At 44.5% G+C, this 25,240-nt stretch carries 29 protein-coding genes; 12 read left to right on the top strand and 17 right to left on the bottom strand.

All coding sequences use genetic code 11. The features are described from left to right. Positions 1–94 precede the first annotated feature (94 nt). The 4 genes from scpB to EPL05_RS12785 all read right to left on the bottom strand — a co-directional run bounded on the left by scpB (position 95) and on the right by EPL05_RS12785 (position 4,035). Positions 95–655 carry an SMC-Scp complex subunit ScpB gene (gene scpB, locus EPL05_RS12800; RefSeq protein WP_128534365.1) on the bottom strand — a complete coding sequence of 187 codons (561 nt, stop codon included), beginning with the start codon at positions 653–655 and terminating at the stop codon, positions 95–97. A 64-nt stretch (positions 656–719) separates the two neighbouring features. Next, positions 720–959 (bottom strand): hypothetical protein, encoded by a 240-nt coding sequence (locus EPL05_RS12795; RefSeq protein ID WP_128534364.1) that lies wholly within the window; start codon positions 957–959, stop codon positions 720–722. A gap of 308 nt (positions 960–1,267) precedes the next feature. Next, complete coding sequence (gene mqnC, locus EPL05_RS12790; RefSeq protein ID WP_128534363.1) at positions 1,268–2,392, bottom strand: cyclic dehypoxanthinyl futalosine synthase; 1,125 nt, start codon at positions 2,390–2,392, stop codon at positions 1,268–1,270. A 161-nt stretch (positions 2,393–2,553) separates the two neighbouring features. Further along, positions 2,554–4,035 carry an ATP-binding cassette domain-containing protein gene (locus EPL05_RS12785; protein WP_128534362.1) on the bottom strand — a complete coding sequence of 494 codons (1,482 nt, stop codon included), beginning with the start codon at positions 4,033–4,035 and terminating at the stop codon, positions 2,554–2,556. A 462-nt stretch (positions 4,036–4,497) separates the two neighbouring features. Here EPL05_RS12785 and EPL05_RS12780 point away from each other — a divergent pair, with 462 nt between their 5' ends. Together EPL05_RS12780 and EPL05_RS12775 are read left to right on the top strand one after the other, a co-directional pair. Then, positions 4,498–4,665 carry a phosphatidate cytidylyltransferase gene (locus EPL05_RS12780; protein WP_128534361.1) on the top strand — a complete coding sequence of 56 codons (168 nt, stop codon included), beginning with the start codon at positions 4,498–4,500 and terminating at the stop codon, positions 4,663–4,665. A gap of 91 nt (positions 4,666–4,756) precedes the next feature. Then, positions 4,757–5,215, top strand: coding sequence for a PA2169 family four-helix-bundle protein (locus EPL05_RS12775; RefSeq protein ID WP_128534360.1), 459 nt, complete (start codon positions 4,757–4,759; stop codon positions 5,213–5,215). A gap of 51 nt (positions 5,216–5,266) precedes the next feature. On the opposite strand, the gene EPL05_RS12770 is transcribed toward EPL05_RS12775, so the two are convergent. The 6 genes from EPL05_RS12770 to EPL05_RS12745 all read right to left on the bottom strand — a co-directional run bounded on the left by EPL05_RS12770 (position 5,267) and on the right by EPL05_RS12745 (position 7,360). Continuing rightward, entirely contained in the window at positions 5,267–5,704 is a 438-nt protein-coding gene (locus tag EPL05_RS12770; RefSeq protein ID WP_128534359.1) for a hypothetical protein, read from the bottom strand. Between the two features lie 115 nt (positions 5,705–5,819). Further along, positions 5,820–6,023 (bottom strand): hypothetical protein, encoded by a 204-nt coding sequence (locus EPL05_RS12765; RefSeq protein ID WP_128534358.1) that lies wholly within the window; start codon positions 6,021–6,023, stop codon positions 5,820–5,822. Between the two features lie 144 nt (positions 6,024–6,167). Next, entirely contained in the window at positions 6,168–6,368 is a 201-nt protein-coding gene (locus EPL05_RS12760) for a hypothetical protein (protein WP_128534357.1), read from the bottom strand. 86 nt (positions 6,369–6,454) lie between these two features. Further along, positions 6,455–6,658 (bottom strand): hypothetical protein, encoded by a 204-nt coding sequence (locus EPL05_RS12755; RefSeq protein ID WP_128534356.1) that lies wholly within the window; start codon positions 6,656–6,658, stop codon positions 6,455–6,457. 130 nt (positions 6,659–6,788) lie between these two features. Then, positions 6,789–6,977, bottom strand: coding sequence for a hypothetical protein (locus EPL05_RS12750; protein ID WP_128534355.1), 189 nt, complete (start codon positions 6,975–6,977; stop codon positions 6,789–6,791). 143 nt (positions 6,978–7,120) lie between these two features. Further along, positions 7,121–7,360, bottom strand: coding sequence for a hypothetical protein (locus EPL05_RS12745; RefSeq protein WP_128534354.1), 240 nt, complete (start codon positions 7,358–7,360; stop codon positions 7,121–7,123). A gap of 221 nt (positions 7,361–7,581) precedes the next feature. Between EPL05_RS12745 and EPL05_RS12740 the strand changes: the two genes are divergently transcribed. Next, positions 7,582–8,151 carry an RNA polymerase sigma factor gene (locus tag EPL05_RS12740; protein WP_128534353.1) on the top strand — a complete coding sequence of 190 codons (570 nt, stop codon included), beginning with the start codon at positions 7,582–7,584 and terminating at the stop codon, positions 8,149–8,151. Between the two features lie 15 nt (positions 8,152–8,166). Further along, positions 8,167–9,273 carry a S1C family serine protease gene (locus EPL05_RS12735; protein ID WP_128534352.1) on the top strand — a complete coding sequence of 369 codons (1,107 nt, stop codon included), beginning with the start codon at positions 8,167–8,169 and terminating at the stop codon, positions 9,271–9,273. A gap of 240 nt (positions 9,274–9,513) precedes the next feature. Here the strand turns inward: EPL05_RS12735 and EPL05_RS12730 are convergent, their stop codons facing one another. The 4 genes from EPL05_RS12730 to pdxH all read right to left on the bottom strand — a co-directional run bounded on the left by EPL05_RS12730 (position 9,514) and on the right by pdxH (position 12,317). Next, a complete protein-coding gene (locus tag EPL05_RS12730; RefSeq protein ID WP_243837296.1) occupies positions 9,514–10,641 on the bottom strand; it encodes an NADH-quinone oxidoreductase subunit D in 1,128 nt (375 codons plus the stop codon). 102 nt (positions 10,642–10,743) lie between these two features. Further along, positions 10,744–11,103 (bottom strand): four helix bundle protein, encoded by a 360-nt coding sequence (locus EPL05_RS12725; RefSeq protein ID WP_128534351.1) that lies wholly within the window; start codon positions 11,101–11,103, stop codon positions 10,744–10,746. Positions 11,104–11,175: 72 nt separating this feature from the next. Beyond that, positions 11,176–11,673 (bottom strand): NADH-quinone oxidoreductase subunit C, encoded by a 498-nt coding sequence (locus EPL05_RS12720; RefSeq protein WP_128534350.1) that lies wholly within the window; start codon positions 11,671–11,673, stop codon positions 11,176–11,178. Continuing rightward, on the bottom strand, positions 11,670–12,317 hold the full coding sequence (pdxH, locus tag EPL05_RS12715; RefSeq protein ID WP_128534349.1) for a pyridoxamine 5'-phosphate oxidase: 648 nt from the start codon (positions 12,315–12,317) through the stop codon (positions 11,670–11,672). The genes EPL05_RS12720 and pdxH overlap by 4 nt, the downstream gene beginning before the upstream one ends. Before the next feature lie 111 nt (positions 12,318–12,428). On the opposite strand from pdxH, the gene EPL05_RS12710 reads away from it, so the two are divergent. From EPL05_RS12710 to EPL05_RS12700, 3 genes are all read left to right on the top strand, one after another. After that, on the top strand, positions 12,429–12,992 hold the full coding sequence (locus tag EPL05_RS12710; RefSeq protein ID WP_128534348.1) for a YqgE/AlgH family protein: 564 nt from the start codon (positions 12,429–12,431) through the stop codon (positions 12,990–12,992). 176 nt (positions 12,993–13,168) lie between these two features. After that, complete coding sequence (locus EPL05_RS12705; protein ID WP_128534347.1) at positions 13,169–15,484, top strand: family 20 glycosylhydrolase; 2,316 nt, start codon at positions 13,169–13,171, stop codon at positions 15,482–15,484. 6 nt (positions 15,485–15,490) lie between these two features. Then, positions 15,491–16,246 (top strand): hypothetical protein, encoded by a 756-nt coding sequence (locus EPL05_RS12700; RefSeq protein ID WP_128534346.1) that lies wholly within the window; start codon positions 15,491–15,493, stop codon positions 16,244–16,246. A 126-nt stretch (positions 16,247–16,372) separates the two neighbouring features. Here EPL05_RS12700 and EPL05_RS24215 read toward each other — a convergent pair whose 3' ends face one another. Further along, positions 16,373–16,618 (bottom strand): hypothetical protein, encoded by a 246-nt coding sequence (locus EPL05_RS24215; RefSeq protein ID WP_208394740.1) that lies wholly within the window; start codon positions 16,616–16,618, stop codon positions 16,373–16,375. Positions 16,619–16,636: 18 nt separating this feature from the next. Here EPL05_RS24215 and EPL05_RS12695 point away from each other — a divergent pair, with 18 nt between their 5' ends. The 5 genes from EPL05_RS12695 (at position 16,637) to EPL05_RS12675 (ending at position 22,470) form a co-directional block, all read left to right on the top strand. Continuing rightward, on the top strand, positions 16,637–17,644 hold the full coding sequence (locus tag EPL05_RS12695) for an SDR family oxidoreductase (protein ID WP_128534345.1): 1,008 nt from the start codon (positions 16,637–16,639) through the stop codon (positions 17,642–17,644). 233 nt (positions 17,645–17,877) lie between these two features. Next, a complete protein-coding gene (locus tag EPL05_RS12690; RefSeq protein ID WP_128534344.1) occupies positions 17,878–19,926 on the top strand; it encodes a BatA domain-containing protein in 2,049 nt (682 codons plus the stop codon). Positions 19,927–19,954: 28 nt separating this feature from the next. Next, the gene (locus EPL05_RS12685; protein ID WP_208394739.1) at positions 19,955–21,214 is read left to right on the top strand and encodes a dihydroorotase; all 1,260 of its coding nucleotides are present in this window, start codon (positions 19,955–19,957) and stop codon (positions 21,212–21,214) included. Positions 21,215–21,216: 2 nt separating this feature from the next. Next, positions 21,217–21,885 carry a hypothetical protein gene (locus EPL05_RS12680; protein WP_128534342.1) on the top strand — a complete coding sequence of 223 codons (669 nt, stop codon included), beginning with the start codon at positions 21,217–21,219 and terminating at the stop codon, positions 21,883–21,885. A 36-nt stretch (positions 21,886–21,921) separates the two neighbouring features. After that, positions 21,922–22,470, top strand: coding sequence for a DUF4199 domain-containing protein (locus tag EPL05_RS12675; protein WP_128534341.1), 549 nt, complete (start codon positions 21,922–21,924; stop codon positions 22,468–22,470). Between the two features lie 97 nt (positions 22,471–22,567). Here EPL05_RS12675 and EPL05_RS12670 read toward each other — a convergent pair whose 3' ends face one another. Both EPL05_RS12670 and EPL05_RS12665 read right to left on the bottom strand, forming a co-directional pair. Beyond that, positions 22,568–22,906 (bottom strand): hypothetical protein, encoded by a 339-nt coding sequence (locus tag EPL05_RS12670; protein WP_128534340.1) that lies wholly within the window; start codon positions 22,904–22,906, stop codon positions 22,568–22,570. A 195-nt stretch (positions 22,907–23,101) separates the two neighbouring features. Beyond that, positions 23,102–25,237 (bottom strand): M56 family metallopeptidase, encoded by a 2,136-nt coding sequence (locus tag EPL05_RS12665; RefSeq protein WP_128534339.1) that lies wholly within the window; start codon positions 25,235–25,237, stop codon positions 23,102–23,104. Positions 25,238–25,240: the final 3 nt, after the last annotated feature.

Below are 25,240 nucleotides of genomic sequence, written 5' to 3'. Positions count from 1 at the left end.
TAATTGTTTTTAAATGTAAAGGTTGTTGTTGAATAATCAGCTTATTAAGAGTAAAAATAATTAAAATCATTTTCAATAAAAATATCTTTTGAATTTATTCTGAAGGCTCGCCAATAGTGCTGGTACTTTCTGTAAATTCCTTTAGCTGTGGCAGTTCGGTAATGCTGTTTATACCAAAGTAGTCCATGAAGAGGCTGCTGGTGCCATAAAGTATGGGCTTGCCAACGCTTTCGGCCTTCCCGGTAATGGCAATAAGCTCTTTTTCCAACAGTTTTTGGATCGAATAATCGCAGTTTACACCGCGGATCTGCTCCACATCCAATTTGGTTACGGGCTGTTTATAGGCGATGATGGCAAGGGTCTCCAGCGCCGCTTGGCTCAGTTTCTTTTTAGAGCGCTGCAGCTGCAACAGGCTGATAACCGGATGGAATTTCTTTTTGGTGAGGAACTGGTAGCCGTTGTTGATCTTAACTACCTCAATGGCGTACTGGTTTTCGCCATACTTGGCTCGGATGGTATCGATATGCGCATTTACCTCGTCGGCGGTAAAATCATGTTCGAAAGCTGCCTGCAGGCAGTATAAAATTTCTTCCATACGGATGCCCTGTTCAGACGCGAAAATGAGTGCTTCGATGTATTGTCCGATATCTTCCATGCGCTGCAAATATATGTTTTAGCGGGAAAGTCCGAAAGGCAGGAAGAAGGATTTTGAGTAGGGGCTACATCCAGTGATGCGCTTCAATCTCGTCGGCCAGCAGATTTAAAACTTCCGGGGAAACCGTGCCTTTATCGTTACAAAGGTGGAGGATGTTCTGTTCATCGGGGTTAAAGCCGGCAACCAATGCGCCATCCTGGTACACATCAAATTTACAATGATCGTGCGTATGATTCGGGTAATCGCTTATCTCGAAACGGAAGGTTTCTTCGTCTTTGGTAATGCTGATGGAGTGGCTTTGCATAGAGGAATAACAAAGTGAGAGAGGATTTTGTTTAAAAACAATAATCGATGGCAAAAAAGTATGTCAGTTCGAGGGAAGCGCAGCGACGAGAACCACCTCTTGACCGAGGGGGAAAAATCTTAGACGCTGTGCTTATAGACACCATGTTTGTAGGCGAATTGCAAATTCCAGAAGCATGACGTATAAGATTTCTCTTTGCCCTCCCGCGCTTTTCCTGCCCGCATGCTCATCGAAATGAGATGGCTTATTAAGGATACTAGCCGCCCTGCCAATCAAAAGCTCCCTTCAGGGGGGCTGTGGGGCTTCGCTTAATAATTTATAACCTGTTCCTCAATTTCAACGGGCACATCGCGCCAATCATATTTTTGAGTGCGGAGCTGTGGTTCGAAGCCGGCTTCTTTAATAGAATCCTGGATGCCTTTAGCCGTAAAACGGTGTGGTGCGCCTGCGGCAGACACTACATTTTCCTCTATCATGATAGAACCAAAATCGTTTGCACCGGCGTGCAGGCACAATTGTGCAACCTGCTTACCTACGGTCAACCAGCTGGCTTGTATGTTTTTAATGTTAGGCAGCATAATGCGGCTTAGGGCTATCATGCGGATATATTCATCGCCGGTTACGTTGTTGGTGATGCCGCGAACCTTTCTCAGCAGCGTACCATCATCCTGGAACGGCCAGGGGATAAAGGCCACAAAGCCGTAATGGCCTTCCGGTTTTTCGGATTGTACCTCGCGGATCCAAGCCAAATGTTCAAAACGCTCCTCAATGGTTTCTATATGGCCGAACATCATGGTGGCCGAACTTGGAAGATTGAGCTGGTGAGCGGCGCGCATTACATCCAGCCATTCCTTACCGCCGCATTTACCTTTAGAGATGAGGCGGCGTACACGGTCGTTCAGGATCTCGGCACCTGCACCGGGAAGTGAATCCAGGCCCGATTCCTTCATGGCTTTCAGCACATCGTAATGGCTCATGCCCTCCAGTTTAGCCACGTGAGCAATCTCGGGCGGACCTAAAGAGTGTAGTTTTAACTTGGGGTAAAGCTGTTTCAGCTCGCGGAACAGGTCAGTATAAAATTGAAGGCCCAGATCGGGGTGGTGACCGCCTTGAAGTAAAAGCTGGTCGCCGCCGTAGCGGAAAGTTTCTTCAATTTTCTTTTTGTAGGTCTCAATATCGGTGATATAAGCATCATCGTGCCCGGGGCGGCGGAAAAAGTTACAGAACTTGCAGTTGGCTATGCAAACGTTGGTGGTATTTACGTTACGGTCTATCTGCCAGGTAACTTTACCGTGAGGCACCTGGATCTTGCGCAGCTCGTTAGCGGTGTACATGAGGTCGGCAGTGGAGGCGTTATTGTAGAGGTAAACCCCTTCCTCCTGGCTCAGGAAATCGAAAGCTAAAGCGCGCTGCAACAGATCGGCTGTATTCATATACAAATATACGTAGTGGGAGGGGAAAGGTGAAAGGTAAAAGCGGAAAGGTGGTTTTGGGTTGACAAAATAGGCTGTCTGAATCAGAATTTACAGATTAAAGGATTTTCAGAATGCCGGCTATTCTGTTAATTCTAAAATTCTGTAAATTCTGATTCCGACTACACTACTTCCCCCTTATCCAACCTCAACACCCTATCCACGCTATCGGGTATCTCGTGCTGGTAATGCGTAACGTATATAAGAGTTACCTTGCTGATGCTGCAAATGGTGTCAACTACGGTTTTAAAGTGAAGTTGCTGGTGATCGTCCAGTCCCTGGCAGGGTTCATCAAAAATGAGAAGTGCTGGGTTTTTGATAAGCGCCCTTGCCAATAAGCATAAACGCTGCGCGCTGGCAGGGATATTTTTCAAGAGTACACGGGCATATTTATCAATCTCCAGCGCCTTCATCCAGTTTAAGGCGAGGTCGGCCTTAGCCGGGCTGCTTTGGCGGAAAAGCCCCAGCGTATCATAAAAACCTGATTCTATCACCTGAAGGCAGGAGTTATCGGTAGGAAAATACTGGTATAGCTCGGGCGATACAAAACCTATTTTACTTTTTATATCCCAAATACTTTCGCCGGTACCGCGCTTTTTATCAAACAGAACAATATCATTGGCGTAGGCCTGCGGGTTATCGCCGTTTATTAAGCTGAGCAGGGTACTTTTACCCGCGCCGTTTGGCCCCAGCAATGCCCAGCGCTCGCCGGGGTTTATAGTCCAGTTGATATGGTTGAGGATAGTTTTTTCACCATAGCGAATCACTACATTATTCATAGCCACAATTTTGGTGTAATTGTGCGGCTGCCCATTGGTTTGAATAAGGGATGCTAAGGCGGTGGCGTCTACATTGGGTTTATCGGGCTGGAGGGCGATGGCTGCTTCAAACTCCTGTTTGGTGAGCGTTTTGCCGATGGCACCGTTCTGCAGCACAACCACATTATTAATCACCTCTGGTATCTCATGCGCCGAAGTGGCCATCACCAGGGTGATTCCTGATGCGCTTACTTCGCTCAGTAGGGTATTGAAATAATTGCGGGTGGCCACATCCAGCCCGGTAAGCGGGTTATCTAACAGCAATAGGGTGGGGTTTTTTAGTAGGGCGGCGGCGATCATCAGTCGTTTTGTTTCGCCGTTGGATAGTTTGATCACCTGCTTATTGCGCAGGTGCTGCAGGTTTAACGCCGCGATGGTTTTTTCAAACCCCCAGTAAACAGGGGAGTGTGTATTAGGTTTAATGGCCTGCAAATACTGCTCGGCTGTAAGCGCGTCTTCCGAATCGGAGGAGTTGTAGCGCTGCTGGTAGTAAAAATTACTGGTGTTTGAGAGGTTTTTAAAATGGTGCCTGGCACCTGCGAAAGCGATATAGGGATGAAAATCGATAGCGGGCTTGCCATTTTCGTCGACAAAGTTGTAAACGGCCTTTCCACCGCTGATGCTGATATTGCCGGCTATAACCTGCAGCAGTACGCTCTTGCCCGAGCCGCTATTACCTGTAAGCGCCCAGTGCTGCCCGCTCCCCGTAGCAAAGCTGAGATTATTAATTACAGTGGTGCCGCTAAACTTTACAACTACGGCGGTTAACGAAAATAAAAGATCCATATATAAATAATGGGCCAAATTTAGTTGTTTATTCTGTGGCTGAGTATCGTATAATTTACTTGAATTAAATGTATAATTAACATTAGTTAAAAGGCGTTTAATTTTTCTTATAAATTTTGTGAAAAAAAAATTTCATCTTTTTTTCACAAAACATTTTTTTTTTCAAAACCAATCTATAAATTAGTAAAACCTATCTGAGAGAAAGCGCATTTGAGCCGGGACTACCAACCTAAATAATTACTAACGGTGCTTGCACCCGCTAATTTTCTTGAAATGAGTTTACTATTGATACTGGAAACAGTGATGCCACTGTTTGCTATGAGTTTTTTTATTGTATTAATTGCTGTACGCTTTTTGCCTGCAGAAGCCGGTAATATAGAAGAAAACTAAGTTGCTTTCCGCTTTTTTAAATCGGTGCGATTATTGTATTGGATTTTCATCATAAATCTTCAATAATCTACCATGAAAAAATTAAACATTTCCTTATTTGTATTGGCAATGGTTGCCCTTAGCAGCTGTACGGTTATAGGCGGCATATTTAAAGCCGGTGCAGCCGTTGGCGTTATAGCCGTTATTGTTATCATTGGCATTATCCTTTGGATCATTTCTGCATTCAGAGGGAAACAATAAACAAAAAACTTATTTAAATTAACTATGAATATTGTTTCTTAATTGAAACAATATTTTTTTATGCGGTTTTATTTAACAGGAGGAATATATTATGGAAAATACCAAAGCAACTATTGAAACCCTTAACGACCTGGTTTTGATCAATAACGACCGAATAGCAGGTTTTGAACGCGCACTCACTGAACTAAAAGATGAGGGTGCCGATCTAAAAAACACCTTTGTAAACTTTATTGGCGATAGCCACCGGTTTAAAATGGAAATTGCTACCGAAATAGCCGCACTTGGTAATGATATTGAAACCGGCACCTCTACCAGTGGCAAGCTGCACCGCACCTGGCTGGATCTGAAGGCGGCGTTTAACGGGCACAGTAAATACAGTATTTTGGAGGAATGCGAATTTGGCGAAGACGCGATAAAGAAAACCTACCAAACCGCGCTCGACGAGGTTACCCTGCCGTCCTATATCCGCGAGATATTGAGTAAACAGCAAAAAGAACTTAGGGCCGCGCACGATACCGTAAAGGCATTGCGAGACGGTGTGATACACTAAACAAGGTTTTATAAACAAAAAAAGCGCTTAACGGGCGCTTTTTTTGTTGCATTAGGGGTTCATAATTACGTTAGCTACCCGCCAACTGCTGGTATCGGCCCAATCGCCGCTTGTATAGGCCATATTTATTTGCCAGGCGGTTTTTAACGAATGCCCCGTATTATCATGCGCGGTGATGTATGACGATATTTGGTATGAATTTTTAGCGGTATCTATCAACGCGTCAAATTTATTATTTGGGAAACTTGCCATAGCCGGTTGCTTCAGCCTGTTTTTTATAAACGTTTTGGCAACGGTAAAGGCTTCCAAGCGGTTTGGTTTGCGGTTGACGTGTACTCGCTTGTTTTTAAAAATGCGCAAAAGCGCCACCGCGAAGACAATTGCAAACAATATAGAGAAAATGGTGGCAACCCTTACGCGTGGGTGATGCTTCCAATGCGTGCTTTTTTTCTCTTCGTTGCTGAGGGTATTCCATTCATTGTATCTCATGTAAACTACGCTTTCAGCAATAAACAAATACCGGCATAAATGTTTTATATAAATTCACGTCAACAAAAAAGCCCTTCGGAAATAACCGGAGGGCTTTTTATTTAAAAAAAATGAATTACATTTTTTTAGCTGTGTCCATTTTAGCTGTATCCATCTTTGCTGTGTCCATTTTAGCAGCTGTGTCCATTTTAGCCGAATCCATTTTAGCTGAATCCATTTTAGCTGAATCAGTAGCAGCAGAATCCGTTTTACCTTTACAAGCAACAGCAGATACCGCGATAGCTAAGGCTAAAAAGCCAATTTTGAAAGCATTTTTCATTTTGTGTTTTTTTTAAGTGATTTAATAGTTTTCACTCTTTAATACCACAAACATAAAAAGGTAACCCATGTATTTAAAATAAATACCCGGATTACCTTTTTCTTAAAGAAAACTAATAAATCTTTAAACCTTAAAGGTTTAAGATTACATTTTTACTGTGTCTTTCTTAGTAACTACAACAGTAGTATCTTTTACAGTAGAATCAACTTTTACAGTAGAATCAACTTTAACTGTAGTATCTTTTACAGTTGTATCTGCACCTTCAGAAGCAGTTTTACCTTTACAAGCAACAGCAGAAACAGCGATAGCTAAAGCTAAAACCGCAAGTTTGAATGAATTTTTCATGTTTTTTTGTTTTGGGAGTTATAAATATATTTATTCTTACAGTTGGTTAATACCGGGAATCTAAAAAGGTAACCCACTATTTTTAATTATTTTTTAATTGTGTCTTTTTTAGCTGTATCGCTAACCAAAACAGTGTCTTTTTTGGTCGAATCAACTACAGTAGTCGTTTTTGTGATAGTAGAATCTACGCTTGTGCTATCAACTACCACTTTTTTTGCATCGCCACCGCAGGCAGCAGCAGAAACAGCTATTACTAAAGTTACAATTGCTAATTTGAATGAATTTTTCATGATCGGTGTTTTTGTTAAATGGTTACCTTAAAATCTTAAACTGAAAAAGGCACCCTTTCAGGTTTTAATATTAAACCTGTGGATTGGTAGTTAATATATAAGACCTGAAAAGGTAACCCATTATTTTTAATTATTTTTTCACAGAATCAACCTTTAGCGAATCGGCCTTCAGCGTAACCGAATCTTTTTTGAGTGTGTCGATTACTTTAAGTGAGTCGAACTTTTCGGTTTCGTCGGTTTTTTGTTTCGGCGGATCGCAGGCAATAATGGTGGCAGATGCTACAAGAGCCACCATGGCAATTTTGAATAGATTTTTCATGATTGATTTGTTTTGGTATTAATATACCAAACATGAAAAAGGTAACCCTATCGGAAAAGCGAGATAAATGGTTTGAATAATATCGAACACCGAATGTTAACTATCGGATAATGAGGGAGGATTTCGGTGTTCGATATCAATTTTTATGGTTTCTTAACGATGTCCGTACCGCCCGATCCCGATCTGTCCAGCCCGGTATCTGCCGATATTGCCGAACCGTTAGAGCCCGGCGCGGGCGAAACAGGCGCTTTGGTAGAATCGGCCATTACGGATGTATCCGCCTTAAGAGAATCTGGATGTTGACCGCCACGGTCGCCGCCACATGCTGTAGCCGCTATCGCTATCGCTAAAGCCGCGAATATGCACTTGATGGAATTTTTCATGGTGAATGTTTTAACGTTTGTAAGTATTTAAATACAAGTTTAATACTCTTCCAAATTCAATTATTATGCCACGGCTCGCTTACGCTCTCAAATATTAACCCGATATTGCAGGTTGATTCGGGCGGTTCTTGCCGACTTTATCGCATAGAAAACGGATGGTTTTCCGTTAAAAAAATAGTTGATAATATTGGGTTACAATTTAGAATAAAGCGTATTAAGTAGTGAATAATCATTTAAATGTGGAGATACCGGCGGATAGTGAAGTAATACTGGGTATACTTAATAATTCCGACGTTGTTCTTAAAAAGCTTTACCTGGCTTACTTTCCAATGATATTGCAATTGGTTATCAATAATAATGGTAACGAGGACGATGCAAAGGATGTTTACCAGGAGGCTATCATAGTTCTTTATAATAAGGTTAAACGGGGCGATTTTGAACTGAGCAGCAAGCTTAAAACTTATATCTACTCCATCTGCAGGCGGCTTTGGCTTAAACGCCTAAAGCAAATGAACCGGTACGGTGGCGATATAAAGGATTTTGAAGATTACCTGCCGGTAGAGGATGAGGTTGAAATGCAACAGGAGCGAGACCTTCAGCTCAATAAAATGGGCGAGGCGCTTAAATTGCTTGGCGAACCCTGCAAAACCATTATGGAAGACTTTTACATGCACAATAAATCGATGCAGGACATCTGCGAGCGGTTTGGATATACAAACGCGGATAACGCGAAAACGCAGAAATACAAATGCCTGCAAAGGCTAAAAAAATTGTTTTTTCAGCAACAATAGAAAGAGGGGCGAAGAATGAAAAATGATCAACTATTAGAAATGATCGAACGTTACCTTAACGGTGAAATGACCGTTGAAGAGCGTGCGGAATTTGATGCATTACGTAATAAGGATGCAGTGGTTGAAACAAAACTGGAGGAGCATAAACACTTCACCGGCTTATTAAAGCAGTATAACGACAGGCATACCATGGAGATGAGGCTAAACGCCATCCATGACGAGATAGATGCGCACACGCTCGCGAACGATCTGATGGCGCACCCATCCGTCGTAGTGCGCCTATGGAGGCAGCATCATTCCAAAATATCAGTAGCAGCATCGATAGCGATATTTGCTACACTGCTTACTTTGTTTTTCACGGGGTATTTAAGCAATAAGAAAGCCGATTATCAACAACTTGTAAGTAAAGTTAACCAGGTTGAAAACTCAACTAAGAAACTTGAGGTTAAAACAAACGACCTTATTAAAAGAGGTGGAAAAACAGGCCCAATTATTACTGCAAAGTACCGCGGAACAGGATTTGCCTTATCGTCTAACGGTTATATTTTAACCAATCTCCATGTTGTAAATGGCGCAGATTCAGTGTATGTACAAAACGCTGATGGCGAATCTTTCCATACCAAGGTTATTGCTACCGATGCCAGCCACGATATAGCGGTATTACAAATAAACGACCCTGCTTTTAAAAACCTTGGGGCCGTTCCTTACGGTTTCAAAAAAGGAAAAAGCGAGTTGGGCGAAGATGTTTATACATATGGATACCCTACAGACGCTGTAGTTTTTGGTCCCGGGGCGTTAACGTCTGACGCAGGTTTTCAAGGCGATACGGCAGAATATACGGTATCCGTTCCCGTGAATCAAGGGAATAGTGGTGGCCCGCTTTTCGATTCCAAAGGTAATGTGATTGGTATTATCAGCGGAAGGCAAACCCAAACACAGGGCGTTGCGTTTGCTAAAAAATCTGCATTATTCTTAAAGACTATCCAGGATATTCCTGCAGACTCTTTAAAAAACAATCCATTAATTTTGAATACGAAAAATACTTTAGCCGGCTTAAGCCGTAAAGAGCAAGTTAAAAAGCTAAAGAACTATGTGTTTATAGTGAAGGTTTACAACCAGTAACATCCAAAAAAATCAATATGAAAACGAGAGGCAAGAAATTGCTTCTCTTTTTTTTGTGGGGCTATTTTTTTACAAAGAAGCCTCTTATGTCTCAGCGTGATTACCGCTTTGCAGCAAGCAAAATGAATAATAAAATTGCCCTGTAAGGGCCACCCAATCGCTTGAATGGGTGAATAACTTGCCACTTCTGGGGTGCACCTACCTGCGCTTTCTTGTTTCTTAAAGTCTTGAATCTAACATCTACCTGTCCACTTCCCCCAGCACAAAATCTAAGGAGCCAATGGTGGCTATCAGATCGGCTATGAGCACGCCTTTACCTAATTCTTCCAGTACGGATAAATTACAAAAGCTTGGCCCGCGAGATTTTACACGGAAGGGGATCTCGGTGCGGTTACTGTCGTGGATAAAATAGAAACCCAGTTCGCCTTTGGTACCTTCGGCGCGCATGTAGTAGTCTTGTGGTTTTGGGGTGAGTTTACGGGGAAGTTTTGCGCGCGGGTCGAACTCCGGTGTGCGTTTTAATTCCTTTTGCAGACGGTCGAGGCACTGGCTGATGATCTTTAGCGATTCCTCTACCTCGTCGACACGCACTTTATACCTGTCCCAACAATCGCCGGTGGTACCCATTTTACCAGTGCCAATAGGTATCTCAAAATCAAGTTCGGGATAAGCGGAGTAATTATCGATGCGCCTCAGGTCATATTTTAAACCCGAACCACGCAGCACAGGTCCGCTGCAACCATAGTTAATAGCAACATCCAGGGGCAACACACCAACATTTGCGGTGCGGCTAATAAAGATCTGGTTATCGGTAAGCAGGCGGTTAAGCTCTACCATTTTTGGTTTAAAATAATCTACAAACTCGCGGCAGCGTTCCTCAAAGCCTACAGGCAGATCGTAAAATAAGCCACCCACCCATATATAATTATACAGCATGCGCGATCCCGAGGCCCATTCCAGCATCCCCATGATATGTTCGCGGTCGCGGAAACACCAGAGGAAAGGGGTGAAGGCGCCGATATCGATACCATAAGTGCCAATAGCAATTAAGTGAGATGCAATGCGGTTCAACTCGCAAACCAGCACGCGGATGTATTCAATACGTTTTGGAATATCCTTATCAATGCCCAGCATGCGTTCCACACCCATTACCCATGCGTGGCTGTTGTTCATAGACGCCAGGTAATCCATCCTATCCGTAAAGGGGATGGTTTGCTGATAGGTAAGCGATTCGGCATGTTTTTCAAAACAGCGGTGCAGGTAACCAATGTGAGGGATAACCTCTTTAACGATCTCGCCATCGGTGATCAGTTCCAGCCGCAAAACCCCGTGCGTTGACGGATGCTGCGGACCCATGTTCAGCACCATATCCTCAACAGCAGCGTCTGCTATCTTTTTGTGATAGCGCTCTAAAGCTTCAGAATATTTCGAATTTCGAATGTTCAATTTCGAATTTATTTAAGAATTTTTTTAATTGCGTTGGTTCTCTTTAGCGGTTTTACCAATGGCTGTAAATATGGCTGTCAACTCTTTAGCTTCGTCTCTTAATACAAGTGTTTTACTGCTTTGTACAAGCCCCGATTCGTCCATGATTTCTAACCAGTAAATACACTCGTCGGCTTCCTCTTCTACAATTACAATTTTATTGATAAAGTCAGCGGTGGACTTTCCTTTGCAGGCTGCGCGGTAATTAGCTCCGATTGAAGTGGAACTGCGTAGAACCTGGTTGACTAATACATTTATAGCTCTATTGCTTGGTAGTTCTCCTACAAACTTTATTACGTCAACAGCAAAGCGTTTAGTCCTTTTTTGTAATTCTATTTTATCCATGGTTGTTGAATTTCTAAATTATAAATCGCCTTTATAAATTCGAAATTGAACATTCGAGATTCGAAATTTTTCTCAATCTATTTTTATTCCTTTATAGTATTCTGCATTCGCGTAATCTTTCCTTAACGGAAACCCTTCCCAATCATCGGGCATTAAAAGCCTTCGCAAATCCGGGTGGCCTTCAAAGTAAATGCCCAGCATATCATACGCTTCGCGTTCGTGCCAATCAGAGGCGCGGTAAACGGAGGTGATGCTTGGGAAGGAGGGAAGCTCTTCCAGATCGCGGTCATTCGGCTTGCTGATCTTTAAAACTAATTGCAAATTATATGGAATGGACGATAAATGGTAAACCACGCCGAAACGGCCGGCTTCCACGCCATAATCCACACCGCTAAGGCAGCTCAGGAAATCAAAGTATGTGCGCGGGTTATTGCGCAGCTCCAGGCAAACATCGGCAATTCTGTCGGCCTCAATAAGCAGGGCAGGCTGCATGCCGGTGCGTTCTTCGCCGGTTATAATGCTATCGCCAAACTTATCCGTAAGCAATAATTTGATCTCGTCGAAACTCATGGCGCCAGGCGAACTATCTTCCAGGTTTTGTTATCTGTTTTTTTATAAACTATCCTGTCGTGCAGGCGGCTGCGGCGGCCTTGCCAAAATTCGATCAGGCGCGGGCGAAGCACGTATCCACCCCAAAAAGATGGTTTTGGTATTTCTTTATCGGCATATTCTGCTTCCAGTTCGGCCATTTTTTGTTCCAGCAATTCGCGGCCGCTAATTTCCTGGCTCTGCGGGGAAACTACCGCGCCAAGCTGGCTCTTTTTAGGGCGGGAGTGGAAGTATTTTTCTGAATAATCACGGTCGAGTTTTTCTATAGTACCCTCTACACGGATCTGGCGTTCCATATCGCCCCAGTGGAATATTAAGGCACCCAACGGGTTTTTGGCTATCTCTTTACCTTTGCGACTAAGGTAATTGGTGTAAAATTTAAAACCATCGTCGCTAAAGCCTTTCAGCAAAACAATACGTGCCGAAGGGCGGCCATCATGTGTGGCGGTGGCCAAAGTCATGGCGTTTGGCTCATGTACTTTGTAGTTAATGGCCTCGTTAAACCACTTATCAAACTGGCGCATCGGGTTGGCATCTACATCGGTTTCGTTTAGCGAAGCCGCGTTGTAATCCTGCCTTAAGTTTTCTATATCTTGCTCGTTCATTATCGCAAACTTACAAATTAATTATACCGTACATATTGTATGAGTGTTCATTTTAAATGATATTGAACATAATTTTACAATTGGCGTTATAACATAATAAATTTTACACCCATGCTTAGTCAAATTCCGGCAGCCGCAGGGCGCTTATTAATATCAGAACCATTTATGCCCGACCCGAACTTTAAGCGGTCGGTTATTATCCTTACCGAGTATTCGCTGGCCGGTGCTATGGGCTTTATTCTAAACCACCAAACCGACTACATGCTGGGCGATATCCTGCCCGATGTGTCTTATTCGGAGATCCCCGTTTATATGGGCGGCCCTGTGGCAGAAAATACCCTGCATTATATTCATCGCTGCCCCGAAAAAATTGAAGGCGGCATTGAAATAGCCGAAGGCATTTTTTGGGGAGGCGATTTTGATAAAATAAAAGAGTTGATAACCAATTACCAGCTGACCGAAGATGAGATAAAATTCTTTACCGGCTACAGCGGCTGGACACCCGACCAGCTGGATAACGAACTCCGCGAAGACGCCTGGATAGTAACCAATAAATTTGAGGCGGATGCTGTTTTCGCCAACAACGAGCACAACCTTTGGAAAGAAACCATTATAGGCCTTGGCCAGCGCTACGCCCACATTGCCAATTTCCCGGAGAACCCAACGCTGAATTAGGATGACGAGTAGTGAGTAGTTTGATAGGGATAATGATGGGACTTTTTCGGCGTTGCCGCCCACACAAAATCTGTGAAATCAAAAAATCAATCTCTGTAATCACGAAAAGTAATCTGTGAAATCAAAGGAAAATCCTAAATTCACCACCTCGTAATAAACCCGGTTAATTTGCTACTATGTTAAAAAAGATTCCCTCGTTGCTTTTTGCGCTATTAATTACTGCTGCTACTACCGTAAACGCCCAGGACGCCGATCCAAATATGGGTATCATTCCCGCCCCGGTTTCTGTTAAAAAGGCCGCAGGCGAGTTTATTCTCAGCCAGGAAACCAAAATACAGGCCGATACACCAAATAATAAAGCGGTGCTGTTTTTCTCCTCCTTTTTGGCCAATAATATGGCTTACAACAAGCAGGTGGGGATACGGAATGCAAATGCAGGCTCAAATGTTATCTACCTAACTTCAACCGGTACAGAAGGTTTACCTGCCGAAGGTTACCGCCTCATCATCACGCCACAGCAAATTACGGTTGCCGGCAAAGGCGCCGGCTTATTCTACGGGATCCAAACCTTAATGCAATTGATGCCCCTGGAACGCGCCGCCACTGTGAAGATCCCTTGTGCAACTATCGAAGATTACCCACGCTTTGGTTATCGCGGTGTAATGCTGGATGTTTGCCGCCACTTTTTCTCGGTAGAAATGGTGAAACGCTATATCGACCTGATGGCTGGTTATAAACTCAATAATTTCCATTGGCACCTTACCGACGACCAGGGCTGGCGCATCGAAATAAAGAAATACCCGCGCCTTACCCAAGTAGCCAGCGTGCGCGCGCAAACCGTTATAGGCAACTACCGCGACCGCACCCCGCAGCAATTTGATAACACCCCCGTAGGTGGCTTTTACACACAGGATCAGATTCGCGATGTGATCAAGTACGCTGCCGACCGTTATATTAACATTGTGCCCGAGATTGAGATGCCCGGCCATGCACAGGCTGCTTTAGCCGCTTTCCCGGAGCTAAGCTGCGACCCGAAGTTAGATTATAAAGTAGCCGAAACCTGGGGCGTTTTTAATAATATCTACTGCCCGTCGGAAAAAACGTTTCACTTTTTAGAGGATGTGCTTACAGAGGTTATCGACCTGTTCCCAAGCAAATACATCCATATCGGCGGCGATGAAGCGCCAAAAACCGTTTGGAAGAACTCTAAATTTTGCCAGGACCTGATCAAAAAGCTAAAACTAAAGGATGAGCATGGCTTGCAAAGCTACTTTATCCAGAGGATGGAGAAATTTGTGAACAGCAAAGGGCGCAGTATTATTGGCTGGGACGAGATCTTAGAGGGAGGCCTCGCACCAAACGCTACCGTAATGAGCTGGAGAGGCGAAGAAGGCGGTATAGCCGCCGCACAGCAAAACCACGATGTAATTATGACGCCGGGTAGCCAGGGCCTTTATATTGACCATGGCCAGGGTAAGCTGAACCAGGAGCCTTTGAGCATTGGTGGTAACGAGCCGGTATCGAAAATTTATAGCTACAACCCAACGCCCGCGGTTTTAACCCCCGGGCAGCAGGCCCATATTAAAGGCGTACAAGCCAACCTGTGGACGGAATACATTACAACCGATAAAAAGGTAGAGTTTATGCTGTTACCAAGAATGCTGGCCCTGTCAGAAATTGCATGGGCACCTGTCGCCAACAAAAACTATAAGGACTTTGCCGAAATTCGTTTACCGGGCCATTTAGCCTGGCTGGATAAGGCCGGTTACGAGTACCATGTGCCGGTTGCCATTGGCAGTGCCGATACTACCATAATTGGTACGCAGTTAAAGGTGAACTTAAAATCGCCGGTGGAGGGTGCAAAGATATATTATACCATTGATGGATACACCCCACGCGAAACGGAAATGGTGTACACCAAACCCATTACCTACGAGGTGCCGATAGATCAGTACCGCGAACTGCAAACTATTGTGGTTACCCCATCTGGTAAACGCAGCCCAATAACCCGCACCATGGTTTACAATAAGGCACCAATGCCTGCGGTTGATTTTACAGGTACCAACATGGGGCTTAAATACCAGGTATCGCAGGGTACTTATGTAAATACTACGCAGATAAACCCTGCCGCCGTAATAGACACGGGTATTGCCAAAAGCTTCCAAACGGCAAATTCTGCTTTCAAAAAAGCATTTGGTAAGTATGGCGTGGTTTATACGGGGTACATCAAGGCGGATGTGGATGGCAATTACGGCTTCTCTACCCAATCTTACAACGGCTCTGTGCTGTATATAGACGACCTACCTTTGGTGGATAACGATGGCCGCAAAGGCAATAACGAAACTAACGCCGTTGTGCCTTTGTTGAAGGGTTTCCACAAGATCACCATTAAGTATGTGGACGCTTATACCAGTAACAGCATGCTGCGCGTTTACATGACTATCCCCGGTAAGCCAAAAGGAGAGGTGTCGCCGGAAATGCTTTACTATTAAGCCGATATGAAGATGAATGCAAGATATTGTTTATTAACAGCGACGGTTTGCATATTATTAGCAGCATGTAGCAGCGACCCGCAAAAAGCCGTTCTGGCTAAAGTAGCGCCAGCAAAGCCAACTGTAATGGAGCCTTTCCGGTTTCATAAAGCGATAGAGGTATCGCCGGGGCAAACGTACGATGTGCTGAGCTGGGGCCGGGGAGCGAGCGCAGTTGGCGCTTTTATGATATTGCACTCCGATTCGTCTGCCGCCAAGTATACCACTACCACGGGCGACCTCGATGGCACTATTGCCGATGCCTACAACGCCGATATGGATACCGACGGCAACCCCGAGATCCTGATCCAGGCAAGGGCTATGGATACGGTAAAATACGCCAAAATATACGCGTATGAGTTTAATAACAGTAATGCCAACAAGCTCGATTTTCCAAAACTGACCACCTCGCAGCGCAAAGGCTACAGGGGTGACGATAACTTTTATATTAAAGATGGCCTGCTGATCCGCGAGTTCCCTATATACGACAGGAACGATAGCCTTGCTAAACCAACCGGTGCCAAAAGGCAAATACAATACGGCTTGCGCAACAATAATTTCACGGTGCAGCAATTAAGTAAAGATTCTGTACAAGTAAAGGACAATAAGTCAGCCGCCCAAACGGTGAAACAAGCCCAACCAGAAAAGAGAACGGTATCAAAAAAATCCACGAAAAGGAAAAAAGCGGAAGCTAAAAAGAAACGGAGAAGAAGGCGAGGGTAGGACGATTGTTCACAATCAAATAATTATTGCAGTCCCAAACTATTTTCGGAAGAAATTAGTCGAGCGCACGTACACGATGTTTGCGCTTCGCAAACGCGCGTAGGTATAACTATACTGCCGAAGATCTTATGCAATAAACCCGGGCAAATTTAAAGTAGAAAAATGGATCTCTTTAAGTTCCATTATCCTCTTTGCAAACAGGCTAACTATTGTGCAGGAATCCTTTTTTACGGCTTTTGTTTTTTTGAATACAACTTTCATGTTTCGTATAAAGCCAAAGCCGTGCCAAAATTTTGCAATCATTAATAAATGCCAAATAAATTTCTTATAACGATAAGTTAAAAAACCAAAAGCGCAGCGGGTAGTTATCATTACAAACTAAAACTAACCATGAGCAACGAAGATAAATTTAGCCGCCGCCAGGTTGTGACTGGCTTAGGCGCAGGCTTGATAACTGCCGCCGTGTCGCCGGTTTTAGGCGCTGAAGGTTCGCCTGCATCAAATAACAACGCTACCCAGCCACTGGAAGACCCGGCAGGCAAATATCCAAAACCACCTTTTGAAGGGCAATCGCAGCCATGGCCTGGGCTGGCAAGTAAAATGATACCACGACCAGATCATGGCGAAACAAGCTATAAAGGTACTGGCAGGCTTAAAGGCCGCAAGGCGCTAATTACGGGCGGCGACTCGGGCATGGGGCGTGCTGCGGCAATTGCTTATGCCCGCGAAGGAGCAGATGTAGCCATAAATTATTTACCTGCCGAAGAGCCGGATGCAAAAGAGGTTATTGCCCTTATAAAGGCAGAAGGCCGAAAAGCTATAGCCATACCCGGCGACCTGCGCGATGAAGCGTTTTGTAAAAAAATGGTGGATGAGGCTGTACGCCAATTAGGCGGACTGGATATTTTAGTAAACAATGCCGGCCGCCAACAAGCACACGATTCGATATTGGATATCAGTTCGGAGCAATTTGATTGGACGATGAAGACGAATATTTACGCGCCGTTCTGGACTATTAAAGCCGCGTTGCCGCACTTGCTGCCTGGTTCGGTAATAATTGGCACTACGTCTGAGCAAGCGTATGACCCAACACCAGACCTTTACGATTACGCGCAAACAAAAGCAGCTACCATGAACTATGTAAAATCACTCGCCAAACAGCTTGGGCCCAAAGGTATCCGTGTAAATGGCGTAGCACCGGGCCCCGTATGGACGCCCTTGCAGGTAAGCGGTGGCGCAAGCCAGGAAAAATTGAAGAAGTTTGGCAGCCAAACCGTGTTTGGCCGGCCAGGGCAACCTGCAGAGTTAGCCTCGATATACGTGCAACTGGCAGCAAGCGATGCCAGCTTTGCTACCGGGGCTATTTATGGTTCATCGGGTGGGGCAGGGCAACCGTAAAAAATAAATTATATAAGCAGAGCGGCCAATTTAGCCGCTCTGCTTATTTTTCAGGAGGTTAATTCTACAATCTGTCAAACACAAAATTTTCTTTCAGATAAAGATGGAGTAGGTGAATTACAGAATTTATATCGCAATTGATGCCTGCTTGCAGTGTTCAAAAGACATCCCCGTTAAAGCTGTTTAATCCCGGTTTATTTTTCGCAAATTTGTAACACATCCAATCCGCATCAATGCACTTTTTGTACCCGGCTTTCCTGTTTGCACTGTTTACCCTAACTATCCCGGTATTGGTTCACCTGTTCAATTTCAGGCGGTATAAAAAGGTTTACTTTAGTAATGTGCAGTTTCTGAAAGAAGTGCAGGAGCAGCAGGCATCACGCCGGAATATTAAGGAACGTTTGATTTTAGCCGCGCGGATGCTGGCACTGGCTTTTTTAGTTTTTGCTTTCGCTAGGCCCTTTATCCCCGGTAAGGATAGCGCCGATGCCGGCAAACAGCAGTTGGTGAGCATTTTTGTAGATAACTCTTACTCCATGCAAACCCTCAACCGCGAGGGTAGCCTGCTAGACGAGGCCAAACAAAAGGCCAAGCAAATAGCATCGGCATACGCCATAAATGATCGGTTCCAACTCCTCACGCAAGATTTTGAAGGCAAACACCAGCGCCTGCTCAACCGCGAAGAGTTTAACGACGCGGTGGACGCGGTGAAGATAAGTCCGCAGAGCCGGAGCATTGCCCAGATAACCGCCCGCCAGCAAAGCTTGTTGGGGATGACCGCAGGCGCGTTGAAGCGATTTTATATCATTTCCGATTTTCAAAAGAATATTGGAGGTAAGGCTGATACCGCTAAAACAGACGTAGCAATGAACCTTATTCAGCTTAGCGCCAGCGAACTACCCAATGTGGCCGTAGATTCGGTATGGTTGTTGAATGCCACGCATCGCCCCGGCGAAAGCGAAAAATTGATGGTAAGATTGCGGAACTATGCCGGCAAAGCCGCAGAGAAAATACCTCTGAAGTTGCTGATCAACGGCGCTCAAAAATCATTAGGAAGTTTTACCGTAGGAGGGCGCGCTATACAGGTTGATACGCTTACTTTTTCGGGCTTGCAGGCCGGCTGGCAGCGCGGCGAGATCCAGCTGCAGGATAACCCGGTGACCTTTGATAACAGCTTTTACTTCACCTTCAATGTAAATAGTAAACTGCCGGTATTGCTGGTAGACGGCGGTACGCCCAATAAATACCTCAACGCCGTTTTTACCGCCGACCCTTTCTTCAGCATCAAACGTACGCAGGATGGTAATGTAGATTACGCGGCCTTGAACACCTATCCTCTTGTTGTTTTAAGTGATATTGACAACGTTTCGGCGGGCCTCGCGCAGCAATTAAAAATCTATGTGAGCAAAGGCGGCACGCTGATGGTATTCCCGTCCGCGGAAGCGGAACTGTTGAGCTATCAGGCCCTTTTGAAACCGATGGGGGCTGCTTATCCGGGTAAAACCATCACGGAGGCTAATAAAGTTTCGAGCCTCAACCTGCAAAGCGAGGTGTTTAAAAATATCTTCGAATCGTTCCCGCAAAATCCCGACCTGCCGCTGGTGAAGAAATACTACGCCTTAAGCGGTGCTTCCAAACAAGCCGAAAACCTGATGAAACTGCAAACCGGGCAATCGCTTTGGGAGGGTTATCGTTTGGGTAAGGGAAAACTCTACGTAGCCGCAGTTGCGCTGAACGAAGACTTTAGTAACCTGCCCGTACACGCCCTGTTTGTGCCGGTGATGTTTAGAGTAGCCTTGCTGAGCGGACACGTTCAATCTTTATTCTATACCCTTGGCAGCAACCAGGCCATTGAGACCGAACCGCTGCAATCTACCGAGAAACAGGTGGTGAAGCTGGTAAAAGGCACCGAATCCATCATCCCCGATTTAAAACAACAGGAGGGGGGCACCGTGCTTTACCTGCCCGGCCAGCTTAACCAAACTGGTATTTACGAGCTGAAAAAACAGGACAGTACTGCCGCCGTGCTTGCCTTTAACGATAATAGGAGCGAGTCGGACCTGTCATACCTCAACCGTAACGATCTGGCTAAACTCTTCCCGCAAAAAAGTAATTTTATAGCGGGCGATAAATTTAATGTGAACAATATCAACAGTGCCGAAAATTCTGGTCTTCAATTATGGAAACTTTGTATAATTTTGGCTTTGATATTTTTGGCCGCCGAAACGATGCTCATCAGGTTCTACAAAACCGATAAAAGTATAGCTACGCAAGCCGGATAGTCATTAAACCCACCCTTAAACAGCGATAATGAATTTGCTTATCAAATCTGCCACTGTTGTATATCCCGAGTCTCTTTTTCATAACCAGGTTGCCGATATTTTAATTCAAAAAGGCATCGTCACTAAAATAGCCGCATCGCTTAGCGATGATAAAGCGGAGATGATAGACGCCACCGGCAAATACCTTGCGCCCGGCTTTTTTGACCTTAACTGCAACATTGGCGAACTGGGTTTAGAGACCAAGGAAGACCTGCAAACCGGTACCGCCGCCGCGGCAGCAGGTGGTTTTACCGGTATAGCGCTGATGCCTAACACGCATCCGCCGGTGCATTCCAAAGCCGAAGTTGAATACTTGCTTAACCGAGCCAAAGGAAAACTGGTAGATATATACCCGCTGGGAACCATTTCTCATAAACGCGAAGGCAAAGACCTGGCAGAAATGTATGATATGTTTAAAAGCGGCGCTAAGGCCTTTACCGATGGCAACCGCCCTGTTCAGGATGCCGGCCTGATGGAACGTGCTTTACTATATGTGCAGGGTTTCGGTGCCAAGGTAATTTCTTATGCCGAAGACGCCTTCATAGCCGGTAAGGCAAAAATGAACGAAGGCGTGGTTAGCACTATGCTGGGCATGAAAGGCATTCCTTCTCTTGCCGAAGAGTTGATGATAGCCCGGGATATTTACCTGGCTGAGGATTCGGGCACGGATATTCACTTTACTACTATTTCTACGGCCCGCTCCGTAGAATTGATCCGCGAAGCAAAAAAACGCGGACTGAAAGTAACCTGCGATACCGCTATTTATAATATTGTATTGACTGACGAGGCGCTGATGGGCTTCGATAGCCTTTATAAAGTAAAACCACCATTACGTACCCAGGCAGATGTAGAAGCGCTGATAGCCGGCCTTAAAGACGGCACCATAGACGCGCTGGTAACCCAACATACCCCGCATGAGATTGAATTTAAGGATGTAGAGTTCGAGGTGGCCGAGTATGGCATCATCGGCCTGCAAACGGCGTTCTCACTGGCGATAAAAGCGGGCTTGGCTGTGGAACTTATTGTGGAGAAACTGGCCATCAACCCGCGCAAAATATTAAATGTACCTATACCAACCCTGGCCGAAGGCGAGAAAGCAAACCTGGTTTTGCTGGATACCGAAGCAGAGTGGGAATACAGCCGTAGCGCCAACCTTTCTAAAAGCTATAACTCGCCATTCCTGGGGCACAACCTAAAAGGAAAAGTTTTGTTAACCTGTAATAATAATCAAACATCTAACTCTAATTAACCATGACTGACCCAAAAATAAGCGCGGCTATCACCGGCGCGCTGTCGGCTTTCTCTAAATACGATAGCTTTAACGCTATCGCTCTTAACGCCAAATTCGAATCTGTTTTTTCGTCAGATGATACTTTCCTGAAAAAGGTTGACGCGCTTGACGAAGTTTTTAACGATAACCCAAAGCTCGAAGAACTGCACGAAGTATTCTTCGACCTGCTTTTAGTGAACTTTTTTAGCGAGGACGTTAAAAAGCTGGAAGACGATTACCTGGAAACCCCCGAGTGGGAAAAAATTGAAGAGCAAACCCTGGATAGGGGCACCGAGCTACTTAACCTGTTGCTTTACCTAAATGAGTGCGAGGACGAGGACATAGATCCTGAACTGGAAGATTACCTGAAAGAATTTTTACTGGTAGATGAGGACGAGTTTCAGGATGAGTACCGCATTTACGAGCCGGTTATTGCTAACCAGATATTGGTTGAAAGCCCGGCTGCCGAGATAGCCAAAGTTGCCGGTACTTTAGAAGATGATTCGGAACTGAAAGAACTGTTTTACCCGATGATCTGCTTTTTCCAAAACCCTGAGCCAACCGAGGCTGAAAAGAGCGCTTACGCCGATGATGCGGTAAGTAAATCTTTTGATATGGCAGTGTTGGAAATATTAATTAGCTTTAAATAAAATTTAAACTTATAATTAACCCTTATCTTATTAAAAATGGAAAGTATTAAACCAAACAATGTTAAAATTGCCACCAAATGGGCGGTTATTTATACCATTACTTCAATTGTACTAACGTACGGAACGGAAATCCTCAACCTGGATCCTAACTCACCGGTTAAGTACTTGAGCTATCTGCCATTCATTGCATTTTGTTTTTTAGCGCAAAAGGAATTTAAAGATCAATTGGGCGGTTATATAACATTCGGTCAGGGGTTTAATACCGGGTTTAAATACTCACTTTTTTCGGGCTTTTTATTAGCCATCTTCTTTTATGTTTACCTGGCTTATCTAAACCCGGGTGCGTTGGATAAAGCGGCAGAACAGCAGCAAGCTGTACTGGCAGAAAAGAACATGTCGCAGGAGCAGATAGATAAGGCCATGCAAATGACCAAAGACTATGGTGCCATCTTTGGCGCCGTGGTGGCAGCTGTAGGCTCATTAATATCGGGCTGTATTATCTCGTTAATTACCGCTGCGATCTTAAAGAAAGAACGCTCTCCATTTGACGCGGTTGATACAACTGTTGACGAGCCAGCTGTTTAATTATAAATATTTGTCAAATAGAATACAAAAAGGCCCCGAAATTTCGGGGCCTTTTTAATTGTTGATATTGGAGATTCCTTTGAAATTCAATAACGTACTATTCTTGGATATCTATGGAGGCTGTCACCGCCTTTAATAATTTGGCGTCAATAGGTTCACCCATTATCACCACCCAGGCTTCATCCTGGCGTTGTAGCCAGTGCATATTGCTACCCTCGTTAAGGCTGCTGGGCATTACTACTTTATACATGGCGTCTCTGCCCGCGTAAAGTACCTTCATTACCTTGGTATGGTAGGCTGTCTTTAAATAATTAAACGAAATACTGAATATTTTTGACGACGCTACCCCCGTGTTCGCCGTAGCGTTTGGCGTTTTGTTTACATTCACAACTTTAAGTTGTACATCTGACGTTTGTTGGTAGGCTGAAATAGACATAATGTGTTAGAGATTTTGTTGTTATTAACTATTAAACAAAATGCTTGCCAAATTCGGTATGTGGTAAAAATATAGTACCCGGTAGCCGCCTTTGCCCGATTTTGAATACACCATAGCCTACAATAAAAAACAGCAGGCCGGGCAGTATTAGCTACCCGGCCTTACCAATTTAAATTAACTATAACTGGTACTTTATTATTTCGCTTTTTTGGTGTAGATGTAAACCACGCCGTACTTTGCCTTGGCTCCGTATTTTTTTACGGTATCGGCATCTGATGAAGTACTCATCCGGTCTATGTCGAAAGCTGAGAGTTTTTTAAGGTCTTTTTCGGTAGCTTCCTTGCCGTCTATCACGATAAGTTTATCAGATATGCGGCTGATGTTTTTGTCACTGTAAAATACGTTACCCTGCAGGGCGTGTACTTCGGCAATGTCGCTGCTTTTGCCGGAGCGGTCATATAGGCTCACGGTATTCAATCGCTTGTTCACATCGGCTGGCGAGGTGGTAGAGTAGGTGAGCGTATTAAAGCCACTTACCGTTGCCAGGTCACTGTTCATCCGGTATAGGTTTTTTGTTCCGTTTCCCACTATTACTACCGAATCCATATCGCGAGACAACAAATCACCGCTTTTCCTGAGTTTCAGGTTTTTTGTTAATCGTACATTATTAATCACTATAGAATCTGCCTGCATTGGCCTAAGATCTTTACCATTTATGCGTATTGCAGTTATCCTTTGCCTAACGCCGAGCGCTTCGGCCAGTTGTTTGCCCTTTTCAGAATCGCTGGTGGTAATGAAGAGGATCTTGCTTTTTGGTTTAAAGTTCATGCTGTCATAATCGTTCAGCATGGTTTTGGCTATATCCGCAGTGACAATGTTTACCGCGATGATCTTGTTAGGGTCGATCTTGTTAAACTCTTCTATGGTGATCTTTTTACCGTTCAGTACATAGTTCAGGGAATCCAGCAGGCGGATATCGTTGGTTTTTAGCACCAGCGTCGTTTTATTAGCGGTGTCTTGTTTTAACATAAGTGTGGTATTTTTCGTCCCAACTTTTTCGTCCACTTTACTTATAACAATGTGGTTAAGCTGGCCGGCTGTTATTTTCTTTTCAGCCAACAAACGTTCTATCTTACCTTTTATAACTTTGCCTTCTGTAGAATTGCGGGTAGTAGCAAAACCAACCTTATGCTTGCCGTCGCCGGCATTAAAATACTTTTTAGCGTCCTTAGAATTCAAATAGAAAATACTTTCGGTATCATCAGAAAAATCCGTAAAACCATTGGCGGCTTTAACACCGTTGATGTAATAAATAACGTTAATGTTATCATCGGCAGTTGCATTTGTTTTTTCAGTTTCATCGTTTTTAAGGCTGAGCGATGCAGGCAGTACGTCCTTTAAATTTTCGGTGATGGTATTGCTGATCGCTTTATATGCTTTTACGCCGTTCTTTTTTACAACCGCAGCTTTAGAAAAGCTGAACACCAGCAGCAGCGCCACAGCAGGCACCACAAAAACGTAACGGGTGAGGTTTAACCTCGAAGATCTTTTCGCGTTCATCATAATTATGCGTTTTTTAATGGTTGAAATATTAAAGTGGTTTACAATGCCGGGCGTTGTGGCGTTAAAGCTCACGTTTACAAGGCTATACTGGTAGGCTTTGGTATCGATGCCGTCGTTCAGTATTTTGCGGTCGGTAATAAACTCGATATTCTCGCGCACCGCCTTCTTCATCAGCCATACACCGGGGTTAAACCAGTAGAAGATGCTGCTGAGTTCGGCTAACAAAATATCAATAGTATGCCAGCCGTTTACGTGTACCTGTTCGTGTAATAGGATTGCTTTCAGGTCGGCGGCGGTATGGTTGGCCGGGTTTACGTAGATGCTGCGCCAGAAAGAGAAGGGTGCCGCCTCGCCGCTGATAAGCCTTACCTCGTGGTTTAATACATTGGCCGATGTAGACCTGCGGTGAAGTTTTAATAGCGAGAATAACTGCACCAGCAAGCGTATAGCGAGGAGCGCCGCGCCCGCCCAGAAAACTATTGTGGCCCATTGCCAGTAATCGGGCTGGGTGAGGGGCTTTACCAGTTTTGCCGCCGGGGCCTGCCAGTTTAATATCACCGACTGCACCGGCAGGGCGATATTCTCGTGCCGTTGTGCAAAAGCCGTCAGGTCTATTTTGGGGTAGATGCTGGCAAATATGATGGCCGTTATTAAATAAACCCTGTTTAGCGAATAAAAAGTAAGGTGGCGTAGCACCAGGTAATAGCCTGCGCAAAACAGCAGCAGGGCCATGTTCACTTTAAATAAAAAAACAAATAAGGTTGGCATTGT

This window comes from Mucilaginibacter gilvus (assembly GCF_004054195.1).
GTDB lineage: Bacteria > Bacteroidota > Bacteroidia > Sphingobacteriales > Sphingobacteriaceae > Mucilaginibacter > Mucilaginibacter gilvus.
Note: the sequence above shows the minus strand (reverse complement) of the source record. Positions and strands in the feature narration are given on the sequence as shown.

Excerpts from the sequence above, each read along its gene's own strand:
- scpB (WP_128534365.1), bottom strand. The coding sequence starts at position 655 with ATGGAAGATATCGGACAATACATCGAAGCACTCATTTTCGCGTCTGAA.
- EPL05_RS12795 (WP_128534364.1), bottom strand. The coding sequence starts at position 959 with ATGCAAAGCCACTCCATCAGCATTACCAAAGACGAAGAAACCTTCCGT.
- mqnC (WP_128534363.1), bottom strand. The coding sequence starts at position 2,392 with ATGAATACAGCCGATCTGTTGCAGCGCGCTTTAGCTTTCGATTTCCTG.
- EPL05_RS12785 (WP_128534362.1), bottom strand. The coding sequence starts at position 4,035 with ATGGATCTTTTATTTTCGTTAACCGCCGTAGTTGTAAAGTTTAGCGGC.
- EPL05_RS12780 (WP_128534361.1), top strand. The coding sequence starts at position 4,498 with ATGAAAAAATTAAACATTTCCTTATTTGTATTGGCAATGGTTGCCCTT.
- EPL05_RS12775 (WP_128534360.1), top strand. The coding sequence starts at position 4,757 with ATGGAAAATACCAAAGCAACTATTGAAACCCTTAACGACCTGGTTTTG.
- EPL05_RS12770 (WP_128534359.1), bottom strand. The coding sequence starts at position 5,704 with ATGAGATACAATGAATGGAATACCCTCAGCAACGAAGAGAAAAAAAGC.
- EPL05_RS12765 (WP_128534358.1), bottom strand. The coding sequence starts at position 6,023 with ATGAAAAATGCTTTCAAAATTGGCTTTTTAGCCTTAGCTATCGCGGTA.
- EPL05_RS12760 (WP_128534357.1), bottom strand. The coding sequence starts at position 6,368 with ATGAAAAATTCATTCAAACTTGCGGTTTTAGCTTTAGCTATCGCTGTT.
- EPL05_RS12755 (WP_128534356.1), bottom strand. The coding sequence starts at position 6,658 with ATGAAAAATTCATTCAAATTAGCAATTGTAACTTTAGTAATAGCTGTT.
- EPL05_RS12750 (WP_128534355.1), bottom strand. The coding sequence starts at position 6,977 with ATGAAAAATCTATTCAAAATTGCCATGGTGGCTCTTGTAGCATCTGCC.
- EPL05_RS12745 (WP_128534354.1), bottom strand. The coding sequence starts at position 7,360 with ATGAAAAATTCCATCAAGTGCATATTCGCGGCTTTAGCGATAGCGATA.
- EPL05_RS12735 (WP_128534352.1), top strand. The coding sequence starts at position 8,167 with ATGAAAAATGATCAACTATTAGAAATGATCGAACGTTACCTTAACGGT.
- EPL05_RS12730 (WP_243837296.1), bottom strand. The coding sequence starts at position 10,641 with ATGGTGCTGAACATGGGTCCGCAGCATCCGTCAACGCACGGGGTTTTG.
- EPL05_RS12725 (WP_128534351.1), bottom strand. The coding sequence starts at position 11,103 with ATGGATAAAATAGAATTACAAAAAAGGACTAAACGCTTTGCTGTTGAC.
- EPL05_RS12720 (WP_128534350.1), bottom strand. The coding sequence starts at position 11,673 with ATGAGTTTCGACGAGATCAAATTATTGCTTACGGATAAGTTTGGCGAT.
- pdxH (WP_128534349.1), bottom strand. The coding sequence starts at position 12,317 with ATGAACGAGCAAGATATAGAAAACTTAAGGCAGGATTACAACGCGGCT.
- EPL05_RS12710 (WP_128534348.1), top strand. The coding sequence starts at position 12,429 with ATGCTTAGTCAAATTCCGGCAGCCGCAGGGCGCTTATTAATATCAGAA.
- EPL05_RS12705 (WP_128534347.1), top strand. The coding sequence starts at position 13,169 with ATGTTAAAAAAGATTCCCTCGTTGCTTTTTGCGCTATTAATTACTGCT.
- EPL05_RS12700 (WP_128534346.1), top strand. The coding sequence starts at position 15,491 with ATGAAGATGAATGCAAGATATTGTTTATTAACAGCGACGGTTTGCATA.
- EPL05_RS24215 (WP_208394740.1), bottom strand. The coding sequence starts at position 16,618 with ATGATAACTACCCGCTGCGCTTTTGGTTTTTTAACTTATCGTTATAAG.
- EPL05_RS12695 (WP_128534345.1), top strand. The coding sequence starts at position 16,637 with ATGAGCAACGAAGATAAATTTAGCCGCCGCCAGGTTGTGACTGGCTTA.
- EPL05_RS12690 (WP_128534344.1), top strand. The coding sequence starts at position 17,878 with ATGCACTTTTTGTACCCGGCTTTCCTGTTTGCACTGTTTACCCTAACT.
- EPL05_RS12685 (WP_208394739.1), top strand. The coding sequence starts at position 19,955 with ATGAATTTGCTTATCAAATCTGCCACTGTTGTATATCCCGAGTCTCTT.
- EPL05_RS12680 (WP_128534342.1), top strand. The coding sequence starts at position 21,217 with ATGACTGACCCAAAAATAAGCGCGGCTATCACCGGCGCGCTGTCGGCT.
- EPL05_RS12675 (WP_128534341.1), top strand. The coding sequence starts at position 21,922 with ATGGAAAGTATTAAACCAAACAATGTTAAAATTGCCACCAAATGGGCG.
- EPL05_RS12670 (WP_128534340.1), bottom strand. The coding sequence starts at position 22,906 with ATGTCTATTTCAGCCTACCAACAAACGTCAGATGTACAACTTAAAGTT.
- EPL05_RS12665 (WP_128534339.1), bottom strand. The coding sequence starts at position 25,237 with ATGCCAACCTTATTTGTTTTTTTATTTAAAGTGAACATGGCCCTGCTG.